The following is a 21,758-nucleotide window of genomic DNA, read 5'->3' on the forward strand; positions in this document are numbered from 1 at the left end:
CCGGCGATTCTCACCCAGGCGCAGGCCATGACTGTCCGTCAATGTCGTCACCCGGTCAGGCCTGGTAAGTGCGCAGCCAGGCGGCGAATGTTCTCACGACGTCATCGTCCCGGTCGCGCAGCAGCAGAGAATAGACGCCGGTTCGGATGGTCAGCGTCGGGAAAGGCGACACCAGTCGGCCGGACGACAGGTGTTTGGCGCAGAACAAATAAGGCACAACGGCCAGCCCCAGGCCGTCTTCAGCCGCCTGAATGGCGGCGAAGGTATGATCGAGCGTGAGCGGCGGCGGCGAAGCGTCCAGCGCCGTCGGATAAGCATTCAGCCAGCTGCGCCACAAATCTTCCCGTGCACGGATGCGGATGGCGGTATGCTCGCCAAGCGTGTCCGGCGCAATGACCGGTCTGGCGTGCAGATAGCTCTGGCTGCAGACCAGCAGGCTGTCTTCCTGCAGGAAAGGGATCGCTTTCAGCCCGGAGAAGTGCGCGGGATCGCGCCGGATCGCCACGTCAAACGGCGTATTGCGATCGACGGCGCCGATGCCGGTGGTGATATCAATCGCGACCCCCGGATGACGCTCATTGAATGCCGCCAGCTTCGGCATCAGCCAGTGCATGGTGAACGTCGGCAGGCTGTGCACCACCAGCCGCTGCTGGCCGGCGCTCGCTTTCAGCGCGCTCTCCGCAGCAAACAGTTCGCCGATGACCCGGGACGCGGTGCGGGAAAAGTTCTCACCGGCCTGCGTCAGCCGCACGGATTTGTGTCCGCGATAAAACAGCGTGATCCCCAGCTGTGCTTCGAGACTGCGAATATGGCGGCTGACCGCGCCGGTGGTGAGAAACAGCTCATCCGCAGCGGCGCTGAAGCTGCCGAGACGGGCGGCGGCTTCGAAAGCGGACAGGTGCGGCAGGGAGTGGATTTTTTTCATAGGTTGAGTCTAGCTCAACCAAATGGGGGAAGAAAGATCGTTTGTCAGCCTTTGATTTTGCTCACTATGATGAGGCATCTCCTTCTGATTGCTGAGTTTATGATGCGGATCTTTTGGCTATCGGTCATGCGTGTTAATGGCGTTATTCTCCCCCTGCGGTTGGCAGGGAGGCGGCGCTGAAATGCGGACTTTTTATCTGCTTTGCGTGAGCCGGGCGGGTCTGTGTCTGGGCACCATGATGTTCGCCGGCGCGCTGCCGACCATCAGGAGCGAGTGGCAGCTCGACGCCGCTTCGGCCGGCACAGTGCAGACGGTGTTCAGCCTGACCAACGCCCTGGCGTTGCTGGTGGCCTCCTGGTGGTGTGATTCGTTGGGCGCCCGCCGGGTTTATCTGCTGTTCTCCTGGCTGGGCGCCGCTGCGTTGATGCTGTTCGCCGTATTTGCCCATTCTTATCTCAGCGCGTTGGTGTTGATGGCCTTCGTCGGTTTGACGCAGGGCGGGGCTTATACGCCGGCGCTGCTGTTGGCGATGGGGATGAACGGTCCGGCGCGGCGCGGTTATGCCATCGGCATGGTGCTGGCGGCCAGTTCGTTGGGGTATTTTCTGTCGGTTTTCATCGCCGGTTGGAGCGCCATGCGCTGGGGCGCCGGCGTGGCGTTTTCTCTGTGCGCCGCCGGTGCGTTACTGGGAGCGCTGGCGGGATCGTTGGCCCTGGTCGGTTATCGGGAACCGCAGCCGCGCACGCTTGGGAGGAAGACGAAACGTGAGAGCTATGCTATCACCTATGCGACCCTGCTGTTGCTGATCGGGTATATCGCCCACAGCTGGGAACTGCTCGGCAACTGGGCCTGGGCGCCCAGCCTGGTCAGCGAGGCGTTGAGCGGTTTCTCTCTGGATCCGCTCAGCGCCGGATTGATCGTCGCGGCGGTGATCCACCTGGCCGGCATGATCGCCACGCTGATTGTCGGCACCGTTTCCGACTATTTCAATCGCGCGTCGGTGCTGATGTTTATGGGCGCCGCCGGCGCGTTGGGTTCGCTGCTGATGGGAGGGTCGGCGAACTGGGGGCCGGGCTGGACGCTGCTGCTCGTCAGCATCGGCAGTTTCTTTATTCTCGGCGACTCCGGCGTGCTGTCGGCCGCGATGGCGGACAACGTACCGCCGCAACAGCTCGGCAGCGTGATGGGCTGGCGATCGTTGCTGGGGTTCGGCATCGGTTCGTTCGCCCCTTTCTCCTTTGGCGTGGTGATGGATACCACCCACAGTTGGGGCGCGTCTTATGCCGTATTGGCCTGCGGCGGCGGGGTAGCCTGTCTGGCGGCCTGCTTGCTTTGGCGACAACATTTGAAATGAGGTACGGACATCATTAAATGAATGGAACATCATCACGCATTGTTATCGTGGGCGCCGGGATTGTCGGGGCATCGATCGCCTATCATCTCACGCGTCAGGGGCAGCGCGTTATCGTCGTTGAGCAGGCGCATCCCGCGGCGGGGGCCACAGGCAGCTCGTTCGGCTGGATCAGCGAAGGCGTGCCAGAGGGCGCTCCCGATGCGTTTCTGCGGCGCGAGATCGTGGCTGACTGGGTGCGGCTGACGCAGGAGATCCCGGAATTGTGGGTGAATTGGTCCGGCGCGCTCAGCTATGGTCAGGCGCCGGCGACGCAAAACCCCGACAATCGGCGTCTGTCCTCCGCCGAGGTGATGGCGCTGGAGCCGGCGCTCGGGCTGCCCGATAGCCAGGCCTATTTTGCGGCGCGCGATGGCGCGGTCGATCCGCAAGAAGTGACACAGCGGCTGCTCGAACGGGTAGGCGCGTTGGGCGGCGAGTTGCTTCTGGGACGTGCGGTCAGCGGATTTCTGCGCGAGGCCGGTGGTCAGATAACCGGCATCGTTACCGGGGAGGGCGCGATCGCCGCCGAACGGGTAGTGCTCGCCTGCGGTACGGGGATCTCGGCGCTGCTGGACGGCAGCGAATTCTCGTTGCCGATCGAGGCGTCGCCGGCAATTTTGTTGCGCTATCACGCGGCGGCGCAGGCGGTGAACACGCTGATTGCGGGCGACGACATCGAAGCGCGTCATGCGCAAAATGGCGATCTGCTCGCGGCGGAGGATTATCCTGCGGGCGGCGATGTCAAACGCGTGGAAGAGGACGCGCGATCGGCGATTCAAAACCGCCTGCACGGCTCGGCGCCATTGCAACTGCAGGCGTGTTCGCTGGGGCTGCGCCCCAGGCCGCGCGACGGTTATCCCATCCTCGGGCCGCTGGGCGCCACCTGTCTCTATGTGGCGGTGATGCATCCGGCCGTGATGTGCGCTCCGACGTTGGGTCGGCTGGTCAGCGACGAGCTGTTGCACGGCGTTAATCCCGCCATTCCTCACGGTTACCGCCCGGCGCGATTTATTGATGATGGGGGTGAAGGGGGGGATATCATCGCGATTGCCGGTCGGTTCGCGCTGGATACCGCGCAGCCGCCGCTCAGTCTTTATCCCTATGCGCCGGTTTATAAGATAGGGGAGCACGTCCTGAAGCGCACCCGTCCGACGTCGGGCGAAGCCCAGGCGCTGGCGGCGTATCTCACCGCGTTGCATCGTCAGGGCGTTGACGTCGTGGCGCCGACGGCCTGTCCGCAAGAGATAGCGGGCAGTATGTGGGTGGTTTATCCCTTTGTGGCGGGAGAAAAATATGCGGGCCGCGATGAGCAGATTATCGCGGCGGGCAGGCTGTTGGGAAGGATCCACGCGTTATCTTCGGCAGACAATAACGCCGGGCTGGCGGTTTATGACGAGTATGCACTGACTGAAGACGATATCTCAGCGGATCTGGACGAGATCGCCAGTCATGCGGCAAGCCAGGGGCTGACGCTCGACATCGAGGCGCTAAAAACGCGTATGCTGCAGATTGCCGGGCGGCAGACGGCGCTTAGCGCACGGGATCTCCCTTGCGTGGAAACGCCCTATGACTTTAAAGCCGATAATCTGATTTATGTCGCGCAGGATAGGCCAGTGCTGATCGACCCCGATAACGCGCTGTTTTTGCCGCGCGTGTTCGATCTGGCGCTGGTCCTGCTGCTGTTCCACAACGCGCTGGACTCGGCGCCCGACCGCGTGTTCACCGTACGGGAATGGCGGCTGTTTTTGACGGGGTACGGTGAGTCTGTCGCGTTGACGGCCGGCGAAGTGCAAAGCTGGCATCAGGCGGTAGAGCATTTGTTTCTCGATGAAGTCCTGTGGCTGATGGCGGACTTTGCCGATGGCTGGCGCGATCCTCGGCAAACGGCGCTGTTCTTCTCTCTGATCGGGCTGCTGGATAATCTTTCCGACTACGGATTAACACCGTAATGCGCTCAACGTTGCAGTGGTTTTTTGCGCCGTTGGCGAGGCTCTTATATATTTATTAGCATGCCTGAGGCAGGTTAGGCATGAAGCGGTGGCCGTACGGGCCGCTGCAAGCACGACAGTTAATCCGTTCGCCAAGAGGCTGCGAGACGGTGCTTTCGGTAGGGACAGCCGCCAAACGTTTTTACGGCGACCGAAGGCGGAGCAGCTACTCACAGGTCACGAGGACACTTACCATGCATAAGAGAACACTGGCGTCACTGCATTACGAAAACATGCCTTACGATGGGGTGCGCTTTCATATTTTGAAACGGGAGACGCCGGGCCATACGGCGTTGCTGAAGTTGGATGCGGGCAGCCGACAACCGGCGCGTTTTCATCCGGGATGGGTGAAACTGATGGTGCTGAGCGGTGAACTGAAGGTTGACGATCAGACGCTGCAACCTCATGAGATGTTAATCATTCCTGCCAATACCGCCTATACGGTAGAGGCCATAACGGAAGTGATTTGTCTGGCGATTTCCGAGCTGGACGGCGCCGAACTGGCCCGTTGACGTATTGACAAGAAGGGATAGCGGAGAGCCTAGGCGCTCTCCCTATCCCTTCAGCATTGAGCCGCCCCCCAGGCTAAGCTACCTGCTGACTAGGCATAAACCTCCTGATTCAATCCACCGCGCTTTCCCTTTCCATCACTTTCGGCCTCCGTCGCCCCCGCAACGTTGCCGCCATTGTGCAGCGCATGCACAATGTCATCGCCCCGTTACCACGCAGAACGATGAAATGTGGGTGTCATAGTGAGTTTATTCGCATAAGGCCCCTGGTGTGGCTTGCGAGAACGTCACTATATGGAGGATCATGCGGCCTCTCTATCAAATAAAAGACATTCGCGTTATCAAAAGGGACAAACGACCATGGGATTCGAAGTCGACAACGCCGAAACGAAACGCATCAACCTGAGCAGCCACGAGAATTCCTCGTTCGAGGTGACAGGGCTGGTGAAACACTATCCGGCAGGCTTTGTCGTTCCTTTCCACTCGCATAAACGTTGCCATTTGCTCTATTCGCAACAGGGAGTGATGGCGGTCGAGGCGGGCAGCGGGCGCTGGATCGTGCCGCCAACCACCGCAGTCTGGCTGCGGCCGGGGGTGGAGCATCAACTGGTCATGCAGAGCAATATCTGCGTTTACGGGATTTTTGTCGATGAATTCACCGCCGCGCGGTTGCCGTTGCGCGACGGCGTTTTGCAGGTGTCACCGCTGCTGCGGGAGCTGATCGCCCAATTGGCGACGCTGGCGCCCGAGGGCGAGGAAACCAAACGCCACGCGCTGCTCAGAGCGCTGTTCCTCGAGGAACTGAGCCTGCAGCCGCAGCTGGCGCTGCATCTCCCCTGGCCGATGGAAGCGAGAATGGCCGACATTTGCCGGCAGTTGGTTATCATGCCGTCCGACGATCGCGGCATTGAGATCTGGGCGGATTCACTGTCGATCAGCGCGAAAACCTTCCAGCGTCACTTTACTCAACAAACCGGCATCACCTTTGGCCAGTGGAAACAGCGTCTGCGGCTGCTGTCGTCCATTCCGCTGCTGTTGGCCGGCCACTCCATCATACACGCCGCTTTCGAAAGCGGTTATGAGAGCCACAGCGCCTATTCGGTGGCGTTTAAAAAACTGTTTGGCGTTTCGCCTTCGCGCTTTACGCTATAGCCGTATTGCAGAGCGCGCTTCTCCTATAGATTGAAGCAACCTAATGACGTATAAAGCAAAGCAGTCAACCTCCGAGGCCGCTTCCCGTGATAAAAATTGTCGTGTACCTGATTATCGCCGTGACGATCGCCATTATTGCGGCAAGAGTCATCTTTCGTTTGCCGGATATTTCGCAGCGTCTGCCGCAGGCGGCATTGCCGGCGGATCCTGCCGCGCTATTGCCGGCGCGGGCCGCCGAACAGATGGCGGCGCATCCCGGCCTGAGCGGTGTGGTGCCGCTGGTCAGCGGCCACGATGCGTTCGCCAGCCGCCTGGCGTTGGCGCGGATGGCGGAAAGGTCGATCGATGCCCAGTACTATATCTGGCATAACGACACCTCCGGGCAGATCCTGCTGAAAACCCTGTATGACGCGGCCCAACGCGGCGTGCGTGTGCGGCTGCTGCTGGACGATAACGGCGTCGCCATGGATGAGACGCTGGCGGCGCTGAACGCGCAGAAAAACGTCGAGATCCGTCTGTTCAACCCGTCTACCGTACGTACGCCGAAGCTGGCCGGTTACGCCTTCGACTTTATGCGCATGAACCGGCGTATGCATAACAAGTCCTACATCGTCGACGGCGCCGTGGCGATCATCGGCGGCCGCAACATTGGCGATGAGTATTTCCAGGTCGGCGACGAGAACTATTTCCTCGATCTCGACGTGTTGAGCGTCGGCAGCGTGGTGGCGGAGACCGCCGATGTCTTCGATCGCTACTGGAACAGCGCCTCGGTATTCGGCGTTGAGCAAATTATCCGGGGCCAGGGCAACCTCTCGGCATTCCTGACGCAGGCTGCCGCAACCGAAACCAGCGAGCGCGCCCGTAAATTGGCGGTGCAGCTGGAAACCAGTGCGGTGCGCTTTCGTGATGGCGCCGTGCAGCCGGAATTCACCCAGGTAGAGCTGGTGGCCGACGATCCGGCGAAGGGATTGGGCAAAGCGTCGCGCGATCGCTTGATGGTGACGCAGCTGGGCAAGATCATCGGCGGCGTCAGCCGGCAATTGGATCTGGTCTCCGCCTATTTCGTGCCGGGGCGGGAAGGGGCAACCTTCTTTGAATCGCTTGCCAAGCAGGGAAAATCCATCCGCGTACTGACCAACGCGATGAACACCACCGACGTGCTGGTGGTCCACGCCGGCTACGCCAAATACCGGCGTGAGCTGCTGCAGGCGGGCGTCGAGCTGTTCGAGCTGAAGCTGCGCGCCGGGCAACCGACGGGGCGCAAGGAACTCAAGCCGCTGGGGCTGTCCGGTGCGGCGCTGCATGCTAAAACCTTCGCCATCGATGACAAACGGGTGTTTATCGGCTCGTTCAATTTCGATCCGCGCTCGGCGCACCTGAACTGCGAAATGGGATTCTTGATCGATAGCCCGTCGCTGGCGGCCGACACCCGCCAACTGTTTGATGGCCCGCTCGAATACGCCGCCTATCGGCCGGTATTGACACCCGAAGGCAAAATGGTGTGGAAAGAAGCCTTCGAAGACGGCCACACCCAGGTGCACCAGCAAGAACCCGGCGCCGGCTGGGTAAAACGCATCGTTCTTACCGTGGCCGGCTGGCTGCCTATCGAGTGGATGCTGTAACGCCGGCGAAGGCTGTCGCCACCCGGTGTAACAGCCGTTGCAAGGGAACCTCGCCCGCGATGATTGCGATGAGGCGCGCATCCTCAAACAGGGCGAGGGAGGGCACGGACTTGATGCCGAACGCAGGGGCGACCGTCGGCGCCTGCGCGACGTCAATGCGGCCGAAGGCGATCTCGTTGGCGTGACGGTGCAGCTGTTCAACGATCCCCTGCATATTCTGACAAGGGCGGCACCAGGAGGCGGAAAAGTAGAGGATGGCCCGCTGCCCCTCGGGTTTGTCTGCGTCATAGAGGAAACGGGTCACCTCATGGGGCTCTGCCAGGTTCGTGATCGTCATGGCAGGCTCCTGACGATCTCTATCCCCATCCAAATCATCGTGACGATTTGCGTGAAAAAGAAAGCGAAGCGCCAGGTGGCGACTTTCTCCGTCTGCTCGAAACCGATGTGAACCAGACTCTGCGCCATGCGCGCGCCGAGCAGGACCAGAGACAAGACATTCAGCGTCGTGCTTTCCACCTGAAATACGGCTATCGCCACAACGAGGGCGGTATAAACCGGCAAATTTTCAATGCAGTTGCGATGCGCCGCAATGGCGCGCTGGTAGCCATCGCTGCCCTGCGGTTTGTTCGCTTGCCATTCGCTGACCGTGGCGCGGCCGGTTAAAATTCGGGACCAGCGATAAACGCCGACGGTGCCGAATAGAATCAATAATGTCCAGCCGGCAAACGCCAGCAACACCAGGGTTGGCATATTCATAACGCATTCTCACTTGTGTTGGGAAAGAGCCTGCGGCCTCAGGGAGAGCCGCTCGGCTTGAATACAAGGCTATATTAGAATTGTATAAATTAGCAATATCTAATTTAATAGATGCTAATGTAATGCTGTGCCGGCGCCTGAAAGCCGCTATAATGCGGCTGAATGATGACGGGGCCGTGATTGACCATGAATGCAAAAGCTAAGCAGGATCCCTTTTTGAATGAAGGGGCGATTGAAGCCGCCAGGCTGTTGAAAGCGATAGGCAACGAACACCGTTTGCTGGTGCTTTGCCTGCTATTGAAACACGATGAGATCGCCGTGGGGGAGCTACAACAGTTGGTGCCGCTCAGCCAATCGGCGCTGTCGCAGCACCTGGCGAAAATGCGCAATGAAGGTCTGGTAATGTACCGACGCGAAGCGCAAACCCTGTTTTACCGCATCGATGACCCAAACGTGGCGAAAGTGATCGCCACGCTCAGAGAGATTTACGCGCCGAAGTGAGGGGGCCGGCGATCGCCGCTTTGACGCCGGCGGAGTGCGTCGGGACTAGCGCACTTCTCGCGTTGCGGCCAACAAGGCTTGTAACGAAGGCGCTTCGACCAGATTCTCGATGCAGGCCATCAGTTTTCGCGCATTGAGGCGTAATCCCTCACTGGGTGATTGCGCACAGCAGTGAAGAAATTTCTCACGAATATCCTGCATGTCGGCCGGATTCTCCGGCCAGCCGCGGCCAAACTCGGCCTCGAGCCGCAGCGTATCACCCTGCTCCGGCGTGATGTGTAGTTCGAAGCGGTCAAACCTATCGAAGGCATGTTGTTCATGAACTTCGATACGCTGCGCCAGAGCAACGACCGTAGGTTCTGTCGCTGAAGCCGCGCTGAATTCACGTGCGCTGGCCTGGCCGCGCAGCAGCGCATTGGCGATGATGTAACGCGCGCTGAACTGCGCATCGATTTCGGCCGTTTTCTGCGGCTCGTATGGCGCGCCGCAGACCATGCGCATGGTCGGCGAGGCATGCAGAGTGATCTTCGCCCGTGCGGGATTGGACAACTGCCGATGCGGGCCGTCGTTCAACAGCGCTTCGGTCAGCGCCAGCAGAATGCTGCAGTGCGGGTAGAGTTTGAAACAGGTCGCTTCTTCACCCAGAAAGGCGGAGCCCAATTGGTGGGTCAGCAATCCCAGGTCGGGTTCGCCCGGGGCATAGAGATTGAAAAATCCGTTCTCGCCGCTCAGGACGCGTTTAGGGCCACTTATTCCAGCCTGCGCCATTAAAACCGCTTCCAGCGCATGGCGAGCCACCAATCCCTGGCTGATACGTACCGCCAGCGTCTTGTCCTGGTAGTGTTGGAAGGTGCCGATGCCAAAATCGAAAGCCAGGCCGATAGCGTCGGTAAAGGCGTGCAGGTCCAGGCGCAACAGGCGGGCGGCGATCGCTGCGCCGGAAAATAGGCCGAGGATGTTCGAGTCGAATCCGCGGTAGAAAAAGCCGTTCGCCTGCGCGGCGAGGTTGATGCGTTGAGCGAAGTCTTGCCCAACGGCCAACGCAGCCAAGGTGTCGAGGCCGGAAGCACCCGACAGTTCCGCAGCCGCCAAGGCCACAGGAATATCCGAGGAGCTGGGGTGCCAGCCAGGAGAAAGCACGTCGCAATAATCGAGCGCGCGAGCGCGTACGGCGTTGACAAACGCCGCCTGCGGCGCGGCGAGCCGCTCTTCGCTGCCGATAATGCTGGCTTCGGCGTTGCCGCTCCAGCGTCTGGCCAGCGACAGCGCCGCGTCAACGCCGCTTTGATCGTAGCCGGCGGCGAGACAGCCAAGATTATCCATGAGCCGTTTACACTGGAATGCCAGGACGGCGGGGGGAATCATGCACGCATCTACCTGCGAAGCGAAAGCGATCAATTCTTCGATCGGGTCGACCGATAATTTTGTCATGTTCATTCCTCGTTCAGTCGTTCAGGTGACTTGTTCAGCACGGCGTTTCCGGCCTGAGGATGCAGACGGAAACGCGGATGCAGCATGATCAGCAGCCACACGGTCATCACGATGCTGAGTAATCCGGCACACAGCATGGCGATCCCGAAACCATCGGCGAAGGCGCTGTGCGTCAGCGCTTGCATGCGGCTCGCGCTCAATGCATCAACGGCCGTTTGCTGTTGTTCGATGACCGCCGTCCGGGCGATTGCGGCGGCCTGTTCCACGCCTTGCGTTTGCAAAGCCGCAGTCAAGGTGGTCACCGCTTTCATGCTCATCAGCGTGCCCAGCAAGGCGATGCCCAGCGTCATGCCGGTTTGTCGCAGCGCGTTCATCGTTGCCGACGCCATCCCGGAACGTTGCGGCGCAACGGTGCGCATCACCAAGGCGCTTGTCGCCGGCATGGACAGCCCCATGCCGAAACCGAGCAGGGCCAAATAGAGCGCCACCAGAGCGTAAGGCGAATCGGCGTGCAGCTGCGTCAGCAACAGCAGGGCAACGCCCATCAGGCCATAACCGACGATCATCAGCGAGTTCACGCTCAGTTTGGCGGACAGGCGGCCAAAACCGGAAGCGGCCAGCGCCATGGCGAGAAATTCCGGCGCCATGCGCCAACCGGTGTCGGCGGGGCTCCAGCCCTGGGCCTGTTGCAGAAATAGCGAGACGAAGAAGACGCTGCTGTAAGCGGAAAAACCGAGTACAAAAGAGGCGAGGTTATAGCCGCTAAAATCGGCGTTGCGAAACAGGCTCAGCTGCAGCAAGGGGCGTTTGACCCGCGTTTCCACCCAGAGAAACAGCGCCAACAGCGCCAGGGCGGCGTACAACGGAAAACGCGATTGCACACTGTGCCAACCGAATTCTCCGGCGGCAATCAGCCCGTAGGTCAGCGCGCCAAGCCACAAGATGCTCAACCCTTGCCCCAGCGGGTCAAGCGCAGCGTGCTCAGGATGCGAGCTTTCTCGCAGCCCCCAACCGCCCAATATCAACGCGACGATCCCGACCGGAATGTTGATCCAGAAGATGCCTGGCCAACCGGTGGTATGCACCAGCAAGCCGCCCAAAACCGGGCCAATCACCAGCGAAAGGGCATTGACCGAAGACCAGATCCCGATCGCGCGGGTGCGCAACTGTTCCTCCGGAAAAGCATGAGTCAATAACGACAATGCCCCAGGGATAACGGCTGCGCCGGCGATCCCTTGTATCACCCGGCCCGTCAGCAGCATGCCGAGAGAGGAGGCGAATGCGCAAACGAGCGAACCGACGGTAAACAATGCAACGCCGTACAGCCAAATACGCTTGCGGCCAAATCTATCGCCCAGCGGACCGGAAGAAAGGATTAACGCGGAAAGGCAAAGGGCATAGGCGTCAACGACCCACTGCAGGCCCGACATGTCGGTTTGCAGCGATTCCAGCATCGTGGGCAGCGCCACATTGACAATGCTGATATCAAGCGACGCCATAAATGTACCCAGACAGATGGCGGCAACGAGCGAAATCCTGCGCATACCGGACATAGTGGGGCTCCTTATTGAGATGGGGGTGAAAGTGAAAACTATTCTCATCCTATATTATGACTGACCGTCGGTCAATGGAGCGTAAATATTGATTTCACTGAGATAGGCCGGCTGGTCAATGGCAACAACATTGGTTACGATGGCCGCTGGACTCCTAGTGGATGTTGATATGAAGACAAAAGAGAAGATGAAAGAAACACAGCCTCGAACCAAACCGGCGGAAGTGCGCTTGGATGAATTGATGGATGCGGCGCAGAAGCTGTTTATCGAAAAAGGGTTTGAAGCGACCACCATCAGCGATATCGTCCGCGACGCCAACGTCGCCAAAGGGACCTTCTACCACTATTTTCCGTCCAAAAATGAAATGTTGTCCGCTTTACGTATACGTTTCACCAATCACTTTATCGAAAAAATTCAGCTGGCTATCGATGAATGCGCGCCGGATGACTGGTTGGCGCGTCTGAGAGCCTGGTGTGATGCCGGCGTGGCGACCTATTTTGAAGGCATGGAACTGCACGATGCGTTGTATCACGATCATCATTATCATACCCGAGGCAATCAGGATCGTGATGCCGTGCTGGAGCAGATCCTGACGATTTTAAACGATGGCGCAGCGGCGGGCGCCTGGCGTCTGGAGAATCCGCATCTGACCGCCATCTTGATGTATCACGGCATGCATGGTGCCGTGGATGACGTCATGGTCAACCCCGACGCCGACCGCCAAGGGCTGGGGCCCGCGCTGGCGCAGGAATTCATGCGTTTGCTGGGATGTCGCTGATCGTTTACGGCGCCGCCTTGAGCGACACCCAGTAACCGGGCTGATACGGAATGGGAAGAAAGCGGGCGAAGAGTTCAGCAAAAGTCGCTTCGGGATCAACGCCGGCGAACAGCGACGGATGGAACCAAGTGGCCAGACGTTCGATCGCGACGAAATTAAAAGGGTGATCGTAAAACGGGTGCCAGATGGCGTACGCCTGTCCGTTCTTTGCCGCGGCCAGGGTGCGATAAGCCGGGCGTCGCATCAATTTTTCCAGCCGCGTTTTTGCCAGCGTCAAATCTGCGCCTGGCCCAAGGTTGATCCAGTCACCGTGGGGCGAGTAATGACTCCAGTTGCTGCCGGTCACGACGATCTTATCGGGCCGGGAAGCGATCACCGTTTCCTGACTCAATGCGCCGTAAACGCCGTGAATATGCGTCTGAGCCAAATTGAATCCTCCTGCGCTATCCACCATCTCGCCGTAGTTGCCATTGCCCCAAGACAGGCAGCAATCCTCGTATAATCCGGCGGCGCGCTCCATCATTATGCGTGGGCGCGGCGGAGCCCGTTTCATCAGCGTGTCGCGGATCGTATCGAGATGACGCTGGCGGAAGCGAATCAGGCTATGTGCACTTTGCGGATTATCAAACAGCTGCCCCATGATGGCGATGCTTCTGGCGCTGTTGTTCATCAGGCCGATGCTCATATCGACAAACACCACGGGGATATTCGCCGCCGTAAGCTTAGCCATCAGGCCGCTCGTTTCCAGCACAGAACGCGTATTCGCGTTGAGCAACATGGCTTCGGGCCGCAAAGCGATCAACCTTTCCAGATCGAATTGCATTTGCTGCACGCCGGCGAAGGCCGGCAGCTTGGCCAGTTCGGGAAAATAGCGCAGATACAGCCGGTAGCTGTCCAGGTCGGCGGTGCGGAAATTGTCTCGCCAACCCACCAGTTTTTCCATCGGCGCGCGTGGGTTGAGCGCCGCAACGGTATAAAACAGGTTGCCTTCCGCCAGGAAAATACGCCGCAGAGGATAGCGTAAAGTCACCGTACGCCCGACGATATCGGTCACGATCTGTGTATCAGCCTGGGCGCGCAGAGAGCGTGAAGGCGAAGAAAGTGCCAGCAAAGCGGCCGCCTGAAGAAAACGTCGTCTGTGCATCAGAAATACCAGCTTATCGAACCGATGATGCGGCGTTCGATGCCGATGCTGCAGTAAGGCGCACTGGTGCAACTGGCGATGTAAGATTTGTTGGTCAGGTTGTTGACCGTCAATCCCAGCTCCAGATTATACAGACGAGGATCCCAGGCACCCGGCGTATAGCGGACGGTCATATCGCCGAGCCAAACGGCGGGCACTTTGAAGGTGTTGGCGCCATCTCCCCAACTGGCCCCCAGGTAGCGGGTACCGCCACCGATCAGCAGCCCCTGCAGCGGCCCTTTAGTAAAGCGATAGTCCAGCCACATCGAGCCGGTCTGCGCCGGAACCCCCACCGGATGTTTCCCCTGCGTGCTATCGTTAGCCTCCGTCACGACGTTGTTGACCCAGGCATAGGACAGCATCAGATTAAGGTTATCGGTCACCGCCGCCCGTGATTCCAGCTCCACGCCGCGAGAACGCACTTTACCCGTTTGGGTGTAATAACTGGGATTAAGGGGATCGATGGTGTTCACATCGCGCTGCGTCAGTTGGTAGACCGCCAGGCTGGTCATCGTTGCGCTGCCGGGAGGCTGCAGTTTCATCCCCATCTCATACTGAGTGGAATGGGTTGGCTTGAACGGCGTGCCTTGAGCGTTTGTGCCGGTCAACGGATCGAAGGCGGTAGAGACGCTGGCCCACGGCGCCAGGCCATTGTCGAACGGGTAGCTCAACCCGGCGCGATAGCTCCAGGCTGCGTCATTGGTTTGCGTTTGAGTATGGGCCAGATTGTCACTGGTACGCATGCGTGACCAGTCATGACGGCCGCCCAACAACAAATGCCATCCGCGCCAGCTGGCTTCGTCCTGTCCGTATAAGCCCGTGCGCTGGAAGCGTTGCGTTGTCGACGTGCGTGAAACCGGGATAGGTTCGAATGAAGGGCGGTACTGTTCGGACCAGGGATCAAACGTCACGGTTTGCGATCCCCACCAGTCTTTATCCAATTTACCGGCCTGAAAGTCGATCCCGGCCAACCCCTGATGGACGATGGCGCCGGTAACGAATGACGTCTCGGCCTGATTATCCATCACGATACTGTCCGCCTGACTCGGTGCGTCCTGATAAACCGCCGTCAAAAGTCCCTCGTCCGGCGTGATGTCGCGCGTAAAATCGCGCCGCACCGTCGAGTCTACGTGGGAATAGCGCAGGTTTTGCTTTAGGCGCCAGCGATCGTTCAATTCGAATTCAAGCAGCGAGGTCATATCGTATTGCGTACGGCTCGAGTGCTCGTGCGCGGGATCGCTGTAATTTCTATCGGTATCTATCTTGCCGTGCAGATTGGGCAACAGCCCCAAAACCTGGGCGGGAAGGGTGTTGTAATAGCCTGATTGGGGTTCGCGAAGATAGTGAGCCAACACGGTCCAGCGCGTGCGATCATTGGGTTGCCAGGTGATTGCGGGCGCCAGAAAGAGGCGCTTTTGCCTGGTGTCTTCGATCTGCGAACCGCGCGTGGCCGCCAGGCCATCGAAGCGGTACACCCACCGTTCGTCATCGGTCAGCGCGCCGGTGGAATCGAGGCTGAGGGCGTGCGAGCGGTCATTGCCGACATCCCATTTAAGCTGATTCGACTCGGCGGTGGAAGGGCGTCGGGAAATCATATTAATTACGCCGCCGGCGCCCCCCTGGCCGTATAACGAGGATGAAGGGCCATGCAAGACTTCAACGCTTTGCACTCCCCAGGTTTCAATTTGCGGTCCCCAAATGCCGGTATTGCCGATGACGCGCAATCCATCCAGGTAGTAGTCGGCCTCAAAACCGCGCATTTTGGCGAAGTCCACGCCGCTGGAAAAAGCGCCGAAACGTTCCACGGCAACGCCGGCGCTGTAGCGCAACGCCTGGCTAACCGTGTCGGCCGACTGCACGTCCATTTGCTGGCGATTGACCACCGAGACAAATTGCGGCACGTCGACCAACGGTGACCGGGTTTTGGTCGCCACCGTCGCTTGCTGTGCGGCATAACCCTGTGGGGCATTGTCTGAGGAGGAACCCTCTGCGACCACCCAGATCGACTCTTCATCGGCCGCCAGGGTCAGGCAGGGCATCATGCCCAGCAATAACGGGCAAAGATAAGCCTTCCGCAGGCGAAATCCGTTGAATTTATTCAAAAAAAATCCCTCTTTAAGTAAGAGTCTCGCTGCGAGGGCGGGAGTCTGGTCATCTCAGGCAAGCGTTAAAATACTCATTGACCGACTGACGGTCAATATGAATAATTATCAATACCATTTAACGATTGGATAACATTATGAAGACTCTGGATGATTTGTTGGCGCTGTTGGCTGAGGTGGGGGTACCTGAAGATGTGCTGCAAGAGGCGGATGGCAGCTGGCAGTTGCGTCAAGATTTAGCACTCAGTTCGGCGGAAACGGTGGCATTGCAAGCCCTGCTGAAAGCCCGCTGTGTTAACGCGCCATCGCTGTGGGGAGGGCGAGACTATTCATTAGAACAGCTTATTTCTGAAATGTCATAAGCAAGTATAAAAAAAGTATTATTTATAATGTGTTGTTTATAAAGGAGATTAAAACGACATGATAGGGGTGAAACATAAGATCTACAAATAATTAACGCCAAGGTAATTGACTGACGGTCGGTCATGGTGTTTGATGTCGGCCAGAAAATGAAGTGTTTTTGAGTCCGTTTTGCTTTTCATTCTGAGCCAATACAGAAGTGATGGCGCCGCCTGACCGAGGTGCCGAAAGCTGTTTGTTTAACGAATTGTGATTGAGAAAGATAACAGTCAAACAGTGAGTTAACTCATTATGGAGTCGCTATGGTTAGTGTTGAGGATTCGATCAACCAACGTTTATTGCTGGCCCTTCAACAACATGGACAGCGCTCGGCGCTTTTTGAACACGGGGAGGTTTACACTTACGACTGGCTGAACGGTGCGGTGGCTTCAGCCGCTTTGAAGCTGTGTCAATTGGGCGTGGTGAAGGGCGATCGGATCGCCTATCAATTGCGCAACACCCGTGAAGCGGTTGTCATCATGCTCTCTTCGTTGATGCTCGGTGCGATCCCGGTGCCGATATTACCCTCTTATCGAGAAAAAGAGCTGAGGCACATTCTGCATCTGACGGCGCCAAAAGTATTTGCCCTGCAGCGAGGTTCCCGTCGCTATAACCCACTTGCCGCTTTGCAGACGCTGTTGGCCGAAGGTCTCAATATCGATGTGATATTGGTCGAAGACTACGATGACGCCGGGCACGACACTCGTTACCTAAACCTGCAACATTTCTGTTCGCCTTTGACGCCCGCGCCGCCACTTCACGCCGCCACCATGACGCCGTCGGATACCGCCGTCATGTTGCTCTCGAGCGGCACCACCGGTTTACCTAAAGCGATTGCCCGTAAAAATGGCGGCTACAGCTATATGATCGAGTGCGGCTGTGACGTGTTTGCTTTAGACAGCCATTCGGTCTATTTCGCCGCGATGCCGGTTTCGCATGGGTTTGTCATCAATTGCCCCGGTATACTCGGTACGCTTTCCCGCGGCGGCGCCGTTGCGCTCGCCGACGCCCCGTCGGCGGAAACGGCGTTGGACGTGATCGAGCAATGCGGCGTGACGCACACCACGCTGGTGCCTGCGTTGCTGTCTCAATGGAGCGAACTGCAGCGGCAAACGCCGCGTGACCTGACGTCTTTGTGGCATGTTCAGGTGGGTGGCGCCAGGGTGACGCCTGAGCTAGCGGCCTCCGCCTCCCGCAACCTCGGCATTACCCTGCAGCAGTGCTATGGCATGAGCGAAGGGCTGCTGTGTTTTAACTCGATTGACGATGATGACACTCTGCGATTCAGCTCTCAGGGCCGGCCGTTGAGCCCGCATGATGAAGTGCTGATCGTCGACGAAAACGGCCGTCCTTTGCCCGTGGGCAAATCAGGCGAACTGATCACCCGCGGCCCTTATACGCTCACCGAGTATTACCAAAATCCCCAGGCTAATCGTAGCGCGTTTACGGCGGACGGCTTCTACCGTACCGGCGACCTGGCGCACGTCGATGCCGCGGGCAACATTTTCATCGACGGCCGCGTAAACGACTCGATCAACCGCGGGGGAGAGAAATTCAGTCCCAATGAGATAGAGGAGTTGGCTGAACAGCATCCTGCCGTGGTGCGAGCCGCCTGCGTTGGTATGCCGGACGATCTCTACGGTGAGGTGCCTTGTCTGTTTGTCACCAGCACGGATACCACTCTGACTCTCAGCGCATTGCGCCGCTTCTTTGAGAAAGAAGGGCTGGCGGCGTTCAAGGCGCCGGAGCGGCTGATTGTCATCGATACCATTCCGATGAAAGGGATCGGCAAGATAGATCGCGTGACGTTGCGCGACATGCTGCGCCAGGAACGGACGGTCAAAAATACGGCGGGGTTGAACTCATGACGCCATTGCGCACGTCTCTCGGTTGCGTGGTGAGGCTCAGCCGCCCATGCAGTTCACCGGTCAGCAAACAATTGGTCGTATTTCCACATGCCGGCGGCGGCGTTGCGTTCTACCAGCACTGGCGTGATCTGCTGCCGGACGAGGTGGATCTGTTCATCGTGCAGTACCCCGGCCGAGAAGACGCGCAAGACGCGCCGGCTTGGGAAACGGCGCAGCGAGCCATTACGCGCTGCGTTGATGCGTTGCATTCTTCGCTGGGCATCGCGCCGGTGGTGATTTTCGGTCATAGCATGGGCGCGCTGTTTGCCCTGCAGGTTGCCGCGGCATTACAAGCGTCGCGTTTTAACATCGACGCCGTGTTGTCGGCCCAGCGCGCCCCCTCTGAACTGAAAATACTTCAACAGGAAAGCCTGCGGCAAGAGGTGTTGGGCGACATCCTGACATTCAGTGAAAGCAGCGGCGCACTGTCGCTGGATGAGATCACTCGCCCGCTTGTCACCCGCTTGATACAGCAAGATCTACAGCTGTTGGGCGCGCTCAGCGCAGAACCTTTGCCCGACATGCAGCCACGCATTTTGGGCGGCGATAACGATCCGTTGGTTAGCCGCGCCGCGCTGTCGCTGTGGGAAAAAGAACTCCCCGGCAGCCGGGTGCAATTCCTCGCGGGCGATCACTTTTATTTCGCGCAGGACACCGCTGCGTTTCTCCGCCAGCTGCTCCGGTAACGCTGGCTTATTTGTCAACGTATGGCTTTAAAGGAACCTCTGATGAATTTTGAGCTGTTTAACCCACAGGATTGCGCACCGGATACGGAGAAAGCCTTCGCTCTGTTCCCCCAGTTGAAAAAATTCTATGCGACGTTAGGCAATACCCCGCTGGTTGAAGTGCCGTCGCCAAAGGGAAAGGCGTCGATTTACGCCAAGTTTGAGTTTGAGAATCCGTTTGGCTCGGTGAAAGACCGCACCGCGTTCGGTCTGTTTTGCGATGCCATCAATCAACACGACTTCGCCGCTGGTGAATTGAAGTTGCTCGATTCCTCGGGGGGCAATATGGCGAAAGCCCTGGCCAAGCTTGGCAATATGTGCGGGATAGCGGTGCAAGTGGTGATCCCGGATTCATCTCCGCAACCGCTTATCGACACGTTAAAAGCCGATAAAGCCATCGTTACTCTGGTCGATCGCAATCAGTTCCTGCTCGGCGTCATTGCACGCAGCCAGCAGATTGCGCATGAAGATGGCAGTTGGACGCTGCTTTCTCAGCATCTTAACCTGGTCAACACCGCCGTACATCAGCATGCGACGGGCGCAGAGATTCGCCGGCAGCTGGAGGGTGAGCGCATCGACGGTTGGGTATCGGCGGTAGGGACCGGCGGGACCTTGTCGGGGGTGGCCGCCGCGTTGCGGCAGGATAACCCACAGCTGATCGTGTGGGGCAGCACGCCGCGCGAACTGCCTTACGGTACGCTGTCTGCGCCGAACGGTGAACCTAAATTTGCCGGAGCCGGCGGGTTGGGCTTCGGTTTCCGTCAGCCTTTCATCAGTAAGTTGATGCCGCAGGAACCGCCTTTCAATCCGGTTTCCTATCGGGAAGCGCTCAGCGCGATGCACGAATTCCATCAGTTGACCGGCGTTAAAATCGGCGCATCTTCCGCCGCCAACTGGAAAACGGCCTGTAAGCTGGCAGAAACGCTGAGTGCGGATCAACGGGTTGTCACACTCTTTGCCGACGCCGGTTCCGATATCGATCGAGAAAAAGGGCGCGAGTGGTTCAAACAATCTGAAGCCTTGACCGTTTAATAACGTCTAAAAGGAATATTTCATGGAAATTATACAGGGCAATAATAATGTATTGTCTGAGCTGATCGCGCTTGGCGATTATGTTCGCCAGTTAATAAGTTCAGGTAAAGAGGCCAACGATATTGAGCATATTTTGGCGACGAAAGACGGCTATAACAATGCCACCGTGCTTTCCGTTATCGAAATGGCAAATATTACCTTTAAAGCAAAAGCGGATAATGTCCCTAACGTTGGCGATGCCAATTCACATATCGATCGGTTGGTGGATAAGCAGGGGCATGATATCGGCACGATGAAGGGCCAGGGGTGGAAAATCGCCTCACTGCCGGACGACAGCGTGGTTTCCTGGTACCACGAGACGGCCGAGACGCCGCTGGGGCGAATCGAAACCGCCGGCATTTGGAATTCCAGTGCGATTTGGGCGGGGCAATGGCAATCGTTGTTCGCCGCCGGCGTTAGCGGGGATGTCATGGGGAAGATCGGCGTTCGTCAGCTCTATCAGGATATTCCGCGAGAAAAATATCTGACGCTGATCGTCCTGTTGCCGCTGGATCAGATTAAAAGCTTAATTAAAAAATAATTTTATCAAACACACACAATATCCATTACGAGGGATAGGTATGCACACGTCGGTACACTGGGATGTCATTATTATCGGCGCTGGCCCCATCGGGCTGGCCGCCGCATGGAATTATGCGCGAGAGCATCGCGACCATAAGGTTTTGGTCCTGGAACAACATGCGCTATTTACGCAACTGGCCGGCACCAGCGGGGAGGAGCGCCATTGGCGTTTGCAATATTCGGAGCTGGAAATATTCCGCCTTACCCTGGAGGCCGACAAATTGTGGCGGCAGCTGGAACAACAGGCGGACAGAAAACTGATCCACCGCATTGGCAGCCTATGGTTCGGCGATGCGGATGTCTGGACCAATGAGGGGCAAATCCGCCAAACCATGCTTTCAATGGATGAAATGAGGTTGCCTTATGAACGTCTGACGATGCGTGAAATCGAACGGCGCTATGGTTTCACCGGCTTGGACAGCAACTATGAAGGTTTCTTGCAGCAAGACGGCGGCGTGATCGACGTTAAAGGCACCCTGGCGTCGCTTTACTCGCTGGCCAGCGAAGCCGGCGTGGAGTTCCAGTTCCAGCAATGCGTGAAGGCCGTGGAGCCCGATGCTCGGGGCGCAACGGTGCTGACGACGCAAAACCGTTATCGCGCCCGTAAAGTCCTGGTTGCCAGTGGGCCGGGCAGCAAGAAACTGCTGCGCCAGTTGGATATTGAACTTGCGCTTTCTACCTATGAGATGGCCTGCATCAGCATGCTGCGCAGCCAGCGCCTGGGAGCCAACGATCCCTTCTGGTTTGCTTTCCAACCGCCGGTGGAGAGCGACAGCAACCTGTTTTATGGCTTCCCGCCTAACCCTTGGTCCGTCAATGGGTTTGATCGGCTGGGGACCGATTTCGAAGTGGATCCGATCACCGAAGCCAATGCGCCTGGCTATAGGGCAAACCCGCAGCACGTGGAGCGCGCGTTGGAGTTTGCCCGCCGGCATATGCCGTTCCTCGAACCGGATAAACAGCATTCCGCTGCAAGCTGTCTGGCCGTGTTGCCCACCGATCCGGCGCGCCAATTCTATCTCGACAGCGCCAAGGGCCGCTGCCACGGCGGCGAACATCTGGTGGTCTCGGCAGGGGGATGGGCATTCAAATTTACGCCTCTGATGGGGCAAATTTGCGCCGATCTGCTGGCGGAACGAGAGCCCCGTTGGGACATCAGCGCATTGCGTTTCTGAGCGGAG

The 21,758-nt window shown here is 58.3% G+C and carries 20 protein-coding genes; 13 read left to right on the forward strand and 7 right to left on the reverse strand.

The features are described 5' to 3' along the window. Positions 1-55: 55 nt before the first annotated feature. Positions 56-925, reverse strand: coding sequence for a LysR substrate-binding domain-containing protein (locus ACP3TA_RS17925; RefSeq protein ID WP_033643077.1), 870 nt, complete (start codon positions 923-925; stop codon positions 56-58). Positions 926-1,106: 181 nt separating this feature from the next. Between ACP3TA_RS17925 and ACP3TA_RS17930 the strand changes: the two genes are divergently transcribed. From ACP3TA_RS17930 to ACP3TA_RS17950, 5 genes are all read left to right on the forward strand, one after another. Further along, positions 1,107-2,279 (forward strand): MFS transporter, encoded by a 1,173-nt coding sequence (locus tag ACP3TA_RS17930; RefSeq protein WP_241016106.1) that lies wholly within the window; start codon positions 1,107-1,109, stop codon positions 2,277-2,279. Between the two features lie 17 nt (positions 2,280-2,296). Next, positions 2,297-4,267 carry an FAD-dependent oxidoreductase gene (locus tag ACP3TA_RS17935; RefSeq protein WP_147880506.1) on the forward strand — a complete coding sequence of 657 codons (1,971 nt, stop codon included), beginning with the start codon at positions 2,297-2,299 and terminating at the stop codon, positions 4,265-4,267. Positions 4,268-4,500: 233 nt separating this feature from the next. Next, complete coding sequence (locus ACP3TA_RS17940) at positions 4,501-4,818, forward strand: cupin domain-containing protein (protein ID WP_033643078.1); 318 nt, start codon at positions 4,501-4,503, stop codon at positions 4,816-4,818. Positions 4,819-5,175: 357 nt separating this feature from the next. Beyond that, positions 5,176-5,967 carry an AraC family transcriptional regulator gene (locus ACP3TA_RS17945; RefSeq protein WP_149542430.1) on the forward strand — a complete coding sequence of 264 codons (792 nt, stop codon included), beginning with the start codon at positions 5,176-5,178 and terminating at the stop codon, positions 5,965-5,967. 86 nt (positions 5,968-6,053) lie between these two features. Next, positions 6,054-7,589, forward strand: a complete 1,536-nt coding sequence (locus ACP3TA_RS17950) for a phospholipase D family protein (protein ID WP_160204300.1) — start codon at positions 6,054-6,056, stop codon at positions 7,587-7,589. Here ACP3TA_RS17950 and ACP3TA_RS17955 read toward each other — a convergent pair. Further along, a complete protein-coding gene (locus ACP3TA_RS17955) occupies positions 7,570-7,926 on the reverse strand; it encodes a thioredoxin family protein (RefSeq protein ID WP_050594418.1) in 357 nt (118 codons plus the stop codon). The genes ACP3TA_RS17950 and ACP3TA_RS17955 overlap by 20 nt on opposite strands. Next, complete coding sequence (locus tag ACP3TA_RS17960) at positions 7,923-8,345, reverse strand: MAPEG family protein (protein ID WP_047026108.1); 423 nt, start codon at positions 8,343-8,345, stop codon at positions 7,923-7,925. The genes ACP3TA_RS17955 and ACP3TA_RS17960 overlap by 4 nt, the downstream gene beginning before the upstream one ends. Before the next feature lie 186 nt (positions 8,346-8,531). Here ACP3TA_RS17960 and ACP3TA_RS17965 point away from each other — a divergent pair, with 186 nt between their 5' ends. Continuing rightward, positions 8,532-8,846, forward strand: a complete 315-nt coding sequence (locus ACP3TA_RS17965; protein ID WP_206196002.1) for an ArsR/SmtB family transcription factor — start codon at positions 8,532-8,534, stop codon at positions 8,844-8,846. Positions 8,847-8,891: 45 nt separating this feature from the next. Here ACP3TA_RS17965 and ACP3TA_RS17970 read toward each other — a convergent pair whose 3' ends face one another. Together ACP3TA_RS17970 and ACP3TA_RS17975 are read right to left on the reverse strand one after the other, a co-directional pair. Continuing rightward, on the reverse strand, positions 8,892-10,277 hold the full coding sequence (locus tag ACP3TA_RS17970; protein ID WP_206196001.1) for an MmgE/PrpD family protein: 1,386 nt from the start codon (positions 10,275-10,277) through the stop codon (positions 8,892-8,894). Between the two features lie 2 nt (positions 10,278-10,279). Continuing rightward, a complete protein-coding gene (locus ACP3TA_RS17975) occupies positions 10,280-11,878 on the reverse strand; it encodes an MFS transporter (protein WP_426784388.1) in 1,599 nt (532 codons plus the stop codon). A gap of 70 nt (positions 11,879-11,948) precedes the next feature. Here ACP3TA_RS17975 and ACP3TA_RS17980 point away from each other — a divergent pair, with 70 nt between their 5' ends. Then, complete coding sequence (locus ACP3TA_RS17980) at positions 11,949-12,608, forward strand: TetR/AcrR family transcriptional regulator (RefSeq protein WP_228287377.1); 660 nt, start codon at positions 11,949-11,951, stop codon at positions 12,606-12,608. 4 nt (positions 12,609-12,612) lie between these two features. On the opposite strand, the gene ACP3TA_RS17985 is transcribed toward ACP3TA_RS17980, so the two are convergent. Both ACP3TA_RS17985 and ACP3TA_RS17990 read right to left on the reverse strand, forming a co-directional pair. Next, the gene (locus ACP3TA_RS17985) at positions 12,613-13,752 is read right to left on the reverse strand and encodes an ABC transporter substrate-binding protein (RefSeq protein ID WP_033643086.1); all 1,140 of its coding nucleotides are present in this window, start codon (positions 13,750-13,752) and stop codon (positions 12,613-12,615) included. Further along, entirely contained in the window at positions 13,752-15,893 is a 2,142-nt protein-coding gene (locus tag ACP3TA_RS17990) for a TonB-dependent siderophore receptor (RefSeq protein ID WP_206195999.1), read from the reverse strand. Before ACP3TA_RS17990 ends, ACP3TA_RS17985 begins: the two co-directional genes overlap by 1 nt. Positions 15,894-16,030: 137 nt before the next feature. On the opposite strand from ACP3TA_RS17990, the gene ACP3TA_RS17995 reads away from it, so the two are divergent. The 6 genes from ACP3TA_RS17995 (at position 16,031) to ACP3TA_RS18020 (ending at position 21,752) form a co-directional block, all read left to right on the forward strand. Then, positions 16,031-16,255 carry a hypothetical protein gene (locus ACP3TA_RS17995; RefSeq protein WP_033643087.1) on the forward strand — a complete coding sequence of 75 codons (225 nt, stop codon included), beginning with the start codon at positions 16,031-16,033 and terminating at the stop codon, positions 16,253-16,255. Positions 16,256-16,555: 300 nt separating this feature from the next. Then, positions 16,556-18,160 carry an AMP-binding protein gene (locus tag ACP3TA_RS18000; protein ID WP_170853061.1) on the forward strand — a complete coding sequence of 535 codons (1,605 nt, stop codon included), beginning with the start codon at positions 16,556-16,558 and terminating at the stop codon, positions 18,158-18,160. Continuing rightward, on the forward strand, positions 18,157-18,885 hold the full coding sequence (locus ACP3TA_RS18005; RefSeq protein WP_033643089.1) for a thioesterase II family protein: 729 nt from the start codon (positions 18,157-18,159) through the stop codon (positions 18,883-18,885). Before ACP3TA_RS18000 ends, ACP3TA_RS18005 begins: the two co-directional genes overlap by 4 nt. 42 nt (positions 18,886-18,927) lie before the next feature. Further along, the gene (locus ACP3TA_RS18010) at positions 18,928-19,956 is read left to right on the forward strand and encodes a PLP-dependent cysteine synthase family protein (RefSeq protein WP_033643090.1); all 1,029 of its coding nucleotides are present in this window, start codon (positions 18,928-18,930) and stop codon (positions 19,954-19,956) included. A gap of 22 nt (positions 19,957-19,978) precedes the next feature. Next, complete coding sequence (locus tag ACP3TA_RS18015) at positions 19,979-20,536, forward strand: allene oxide cyclase barrel-like domain-containing protein (RefSeq protein ID WP_050440105.1); 558 nt, start codon at positions 19,979-19,981, stop codon at positions 20,534-20,536. Between the two features lie 40 nt (positions 20,537-20,576). Further along, the gene (locus ACP3TA_RS18020) at positions 20,577-21,752 is read left to right on the forward strand and encodes an NAD(P)/FAD-dependent oxidoreductase (RefSeq protein WP_033643091.1); all 1,176 of its coding nucleotides are present in this window, start codon (positions 20,577-20,579) and stop codon (positions 21,750-21,752) included. The last annotated feature ends 6 nt before the right edge of the window (positions 21,753-21,758 follow it).

The sequence above is a fragment of the Serratia sp. 2C06 genome, from assembly GCF_050037615.1.
GTDB classification, from domain to species: domain Bacteria; phylum Pseudomonadota; class Gammaproteobacteria; order Enterobacterales; family Enterobacteriaceae; genus Serratia; species Serratia ureilytica.